Raw genomic sequence first — 4,947 nt, forward strand, 5'->3', positions numbered from 1 at the left:
ATCCCGGCCTGTCCGACGTGCTGACCGACCTGCTGCATGGCGTCGAAGGCGAGAACGCCACCTCTGGACCCGACAAGCGCGTGCCGTTCGGCCGAGAGGAGGTGCAGCTCTCGTTCGCGCCGCTGGTCAAGCAGACGGCACCCGCCGTGGTCAACGTGTATGCCTCGCAGACCGCCAAGGTGACGTCGCCTTTCGAGGGCGATCCCTTCTTCGAGGAATTCTTCGGCCGCGCGCAGCCGCGCGCGCAATCCTCGCTGGGCTCCGGCGTGCTGGTCGACCCGAGCGGTGTCATCGTCACCAACTACCACGTCATCAAGGATGCCGACGAGGTGAAGGTGGCGACCGCCGACGGGCGCGAGTTCACCAGCAAGGTCATGCTCAAGGATGAGACGCTCGATCTCGCCGTGCTCAAGATCTCCGCCGACAAGCCGTTCCCGGTGATCGCCATCGGCGATTCCGACGCGCTCGAGGTCGGCGATCTGGTGCTGGCGATCGGCAATCCGTTCGGTGTCGGCCAGACCACCACCAGCGGCATCGTTTCGGCGCTGGCCCGCAGCCATATCGGCGTTTCGGATTCGGGCTATTTCGTCCAGACCGACGCCGCCATCAATCCCGGCAATTCCGGTGGCGCGCTGATCAACATGGGCGGCCAGCTGGTCGGCATCAACACGGCGATCTACAGCCGCAGCGGCGGCTCGATCGGCATCGGTTTCGCCATCCCCGCCAATATGGTGCGGGCGTTCGCCGACGCGGCCAAGGCCGGTCTCGATTTCTTCGAGCGGCCCTATGTCGGCGCCGAGTTCGAGGCGGTGACGCCGCAGATCGCCGAATCGCTCGGCATGGAAAAGCCGACCGGCGCGCTGGTCTCGTCGGTCGATGCTGCCGGGCCGGCGGGCATGGCTGGGCTGAAGCCCGGCGATGTCGTGCTCTCGCTCAACGGCACGACCGTCGAAAGCATCGAGGCGCTGGATTATCGTATGGCGACGTTGTCGATCGGCACGAAGGCGAGCTTCGCCGTGCTCAGCAAGGGCCAGCAGGCGACGATGGATATCGCGCTGGAGCGCGCGCCGGAAGGCGCCAAGGCCACCGAGGTGACGCTGCATGGCCGCAGCCCGTTCGCCGGCGCCAAGGTGGCGGAACTGTCGCCGCGGCTGGCGCAGCGGCTCGGCCTGCGCACTGACCTCAAGGGGGTCGCCGTGGTCGACATCAATCGCGATTCGCCGGCCGCCGATTTCGGCTTCCAGCCGGGCGACATCGTGCGCGAAGTGAACGGCACGACCGTCGACACGGCGGCGACGCTGGCGCAGGTAGCACAGCAAGATACGCGCTGGTGGCGCTTTACCGTCGAGCGCGGCGGGCAGATACTGCGCCAGGTGCTGCGTTATTGAGGCGATCCAGGGATCGTCCTCCAGCTTTGAAGACCGTTCATGGCCGATCTGTTCAGCGTCGATGAACCGGAAAAGGCGCCGCCCGGCCGGCCGCTGGCCGACCGGCTGCGCCCGAAAAACCTCGGCGAGGTCGTTGGCCAGGAGCATCTGACCGGTCCGGATGGCGCGCTGACCAGGCTGATCGATTCCGGCTCGCTCGGCTCGATGATCTTCTGGGGCCCGCCAGGCACCGGCAAGACCACGGTGGCCCGGCTGCTGGCCGGCGAGACCAAGCTTGCCTTCGAGCAGATATCGGCGGTGTTTTCCGGGGTCGCCGACCTCAAGAAGGTGTTCGAGGCAGCGAAACTGCGCCGTGCCAACGGGCGCCAGACCTTGCTCTTCGTCGACGAGATCCATCGCTTCAACCGCGCCCAGCAGGACGGCTTTCTGCCGGTAATGGAAGACGGCACCGTCGTGCTGGTCGGCGCCACCACGGAAAACCCGTCCTTCGAACTGAACGCCGCGCTTTTGTCGCGCGCGCGCGTGCTGGTCTTCCGTTCGCTCGGCGAGGACAGCATCGCCAAGCTGCTGGCGCGGGCGGAGGAGACCGAGGGCAGGGCGCTGCCGCTCGACGACGAAGCGCGGGCCATGCTGATCCGCATGAGCGACGGCGACGGCCGGGCTTCGCTGACGCTCGCCGAAGAAGTGTGGCGCGCCGCCAAGCCGGGCGAGGTGTTCGAACCGGAAGGGCTACAGCGCATCATCCAGCGCCGCGCGCCGATCTACGACAAGGGCCAGGACGGTCACTACAATCTGATCTCGGCGCTGCACAAATCGGTGCGCGGCTCGGATCCGGACGCGGCCCTCTACTATCTCGCCCGCATGTTCGACGCCGGCGAGGATCCGCTCTATCTCGGCCGCCGGCTGGTGCGCATGGCGGTGGAGGATATCGGGCTGGCCGACCCGCAGGCGCTGGTCATCGCCAATGCCGCGAAGGACGCCTACGACTATCTGGGCTCGCCCGAGGGCGAGCTCGCCTTCGCCGAGGCCGCCGTCTATCTCGCCACCGCGCCGAAATCCAACGCCGTCTACACCGCCTTCAAGGCGGCGACGCAAGCGGCAAAGGAGCACGGCTCGCTGCTGCCGCCCAAGCACATCCTCAACGCGCCGACCAAGCTGATGAAGGAAGAGGACTACGGAGCCGGCTACCGCTACGACCACGACGAGCCCGACGCCTTTTCCGGCCAGGACTATTTCCCCGAAAAGATGGGCCGGCGCACCTTCTACGATCCGCCCGAGCGGGGCTTCGAGCGCGATATCAGGAAGCGGCTGGAATACTGGGCCAAGCTGCGCGGTGAGCGGGAAAGGTAGGCTGCTTCTCGCGGCCGTTTGCCTCGGTCCTTGCCCGCTCAGCCGGCAAGCGCCGCGCGGATCTTGCCCGCGTTTTCCGCCAACACCTCGGGCTTTTCCATCTGTCCGCTGTGCGGCTTCAGGGGGACGCCTTCGAAGCGCGGGATGACATGGACATGCAGGTGGTAGACGGTCTGGCCCGAAGCCGGTTCGTTGAACTGCAGGATGGTGACGCCGTCGGCGCCGAAAGCTTTCTTGACCGCCTGCGCCAGCTTCTGAACGGCAATGAAGAGCGGCCCGAGCGTTGCCGCGTCGGCATCGAGCAGATTGCGCGATGGCGCCTTCGGCACCACCAGCGTGTGGCCCGCTCCTTGCGGCATCACGTCCATGAAGGCGATGACCGCATCGTCTTCATAGACGCGGTGCGAGGGGATTTCGCCGCGCAGGATCTTCGCGAAGATGTTGCCGGGATCGTAGTCAGCCATGGCGGGCGCTCCTGATCATGGATGTCCTGCCTCGTGTAGCGAAGCCGTCATGGCGCGGCAAGGCAGGTCAGCCGAGATCGATCATGCCTGCCTCGACCTGGGCGTGGCCTATTCGGCCAGATCCTTGCGGAACGGCGTGTGGTCCTCGAGATATTCGCCCATCCGCTCGACCTCGCGGCGCTCGCGGCGGAGATAATCGGCCACCGCGTTGCGCAGGCCTGGATGCGCGATGTAGTGCGCCGAGTGCATGGTCACGGGGCGGTAGCCACGCGCCAGCTTGTGCTCGCCCTGCGCGCCGGCTTCCACCACCTTCAGCCCGCGCTCGATGGCGAAGTCGATCGCCTGGTGGTAGCAGACCTCGAAATGCAGGAAGGGGTGGTCCTCGATGCAGCCCCAGTTGCGTCCGTAGAGCGCGTCCGAGCCGATGAAATTGATGGCGCCGGCGATGTAGCGGCCGTTGCGCTTGGCCATCACCAGCAGGATGTCGTCGGCCATGCGCTCGCCGATCAGCGAGAAGAACTGGCGGTTCAGATAGGGCCGCCCCCATTTGCGGCTGCCGGTATCCATGTAGAAGGCGAAGAAGTCGTCCCAGGCCTTCTCGGTCAGGTCCTTGCCGGTCAGCCAGTCGATGGTGATGCCGTCCACCAGCGCCTCGCGCCGCTCCTTCTTCATCGCCTTGCGTTTGCGCGAGGCTAGCGTGGCGAGGAAATCGTCATAGCTCGAAAAGCCTTCATTGAAGAAATGGAACTGCTGGTCGGTGCGGTGCAGGAAGCCGGCTGCCTCCAGCGTCGCGACATCGCTTTCCGAGGCGAAGGTGACATGCGCCGAGGACACGCCGAGCCTGTCGGTCACCATCTTCAGGCCGGCGGCGAGGCCGGCCTTCACCGCGCTATCGTCCTCGCCCTTGCTGACCAGCAGGCGAGGGCCGGTGACGGGCGTGAACGGCACGGCGCTTTGCAGCTTCGGGTAGTAGCGGCCACCGGCGCGCTCGAACGCATCCGACCAGCCATGATCGAAGACATATTCGCCCTGGCTGTGCGATTTGAGATAGCACGGCACGGCGCCCAGCAGCCTGCCTTGCGCCGTCTCCAGCCGCAGGTGATGGCCCTGCCAGCCGGTGCGGCGCACGGCGCAGCCGGACTCTTCAAGCGCGCTCAGAAAAGCGAATGAAACGAGAGGGTTATAGCCGTTTTCCTTGTCGCCGCGCGTGGTCCCGGCAAAGCCGTTCCACTCGTCGCAGGTGAAGGCGCCAATGCCGGAAGCGACGCGGATCGAAAACTCCGCATTCGCCATCTGACCATCATCGTCATCACCCTGATCCATGAGGCTTATTTAAGCTCCATCCGGGGCCGCGCAAGCCTGGATCACGCCACCTTTACGAGATCGGGTTCGAAACCCTCGAAGGTCATCTGGTCGGCATATTTGAAGGTGAGGTCCACCGCCGGCTGGTCATGCACGGTCCAGGTGATGACCGGCATTTTCAGCCGCTGGCGCACGAAGCTGACGAAGGGGTTGGGCAGGTCGCCGGCGGCATAGGAGGTGAAGGCGATGTCATGCGCCAGCATGGCGAAATGCGCCTCTATCAGCTGGTTGTCCTTGCCGTAGGCGGTAAGCCCGCCAGGAATGCCGGGCGCGTCCTTCGGAAAATCGCGGATCAGCCAGTGGTCGAACGACATGATCGCCGCCTTGCCCTTGTAGCGCTTGAGCATCTTGCCGACGCTCGCCACAAGGCCCTGGTCGTAGCC

At 65.7% G+C, this 4,947-nt stretch carries 4 protein-coding genes and 1 pseudogene; 2 read left to right on the forward strand and 3 right to left on the reverse strand.

The features are described 5' to 3' along the window. The coding region (locus EN780_RS27440; RefSeq protein ID WP_133372734.1) for a DegQ family serine endoprotease at window positions 1-1,388 on the forward strand (1,388 nt) is incomplete at its 5' end. A gap of 39 nt (window positions 1,389-1,427) precedes the next feature. Beyond that, window positions 1,428-2,738 (forward strand): replication-associated recombination protein A, encoded by a 1,311-nt coding sequence (locus tag EN780_RS27445; protein WP_128275863.1) that lies wholly within the window; start codon window positions 1,428-1,430, stop codon window positions 2,736-2,738. 38 nt (window positions 2,739-2,776) lie between these two features. Here the strand turns inward: EN780_RS27445 and EN780_RS27450 are convergent, their stop codons facing one another. The 3 genes and pseudogenes from EN780_RS27450 to EN780_RS27460 form a co-directional block, all read right to left on the reverse strand. Beyond that, entirely contained in the window at window positions 2,777-3,202 is a 426-nt protein-coding gene (locus EN780_RS27450) for an HIT family protein (RefSeq protein WP_128275864.1), read from the reverse strand. A gap of 108 nt (window positions 3,203-3,310) precedes the next feature. Further along, window positions 3,311-4,525, reverse strand: coding sequence for a GNAT family N-acetyltransferase (locus tag EN780_RS27455; protein ID WP_128275865.1), 1,215 nt, complete (start codon window positions 4,523-4,525; stop codon window positions 3,311-3,313). 41 nt (window positions 4,526-4,566) lie between these two features. Further along, window positions 4,567-4,947 (reverse strand): annotated as a pseudogene (locus tag EN780_RS27460) (glycerophosphodiester phosphodiesterase); the annotation flags it as partial.

It is taken from the genome of Mesorhizobium sp. M4B.F.Ca.ET.089.01.1.1, assembly GCF_004022605.1.
Classification (GTDB): Bacteria; Pseudomonadota; Alphaproteobacteria; order Rhizobiales; family Rhizobiaceae; genus Mesorhizobium; species Mesorhizobium abyssinicae.

Excerpts from the sequence above, each read along its gene's own strand:
- EN780_RS27445 (WP_128275863.1), top strand. The coding sequence starts at position 1,428 with ATGGCCGATCTGTTCAGCGTCGATGAACCGGAAAAGGCGCCGCCCGGC.
- EN780_RS27450 (WP_128275864.1), bottom strand. The coding sequence starts at position 3,202 with ATGGCTGACTACGATCCCGGCAACATCTTCGCGAAGATCCTGCGCGGC.
- EN780_RS27455 (WP_128275865.1), bottom strand. The coding sequence starts at position 4,525 with ATGGATCAGGGTGATGACGATGATGGTCAGATGGCGAATGCGGAGTTT.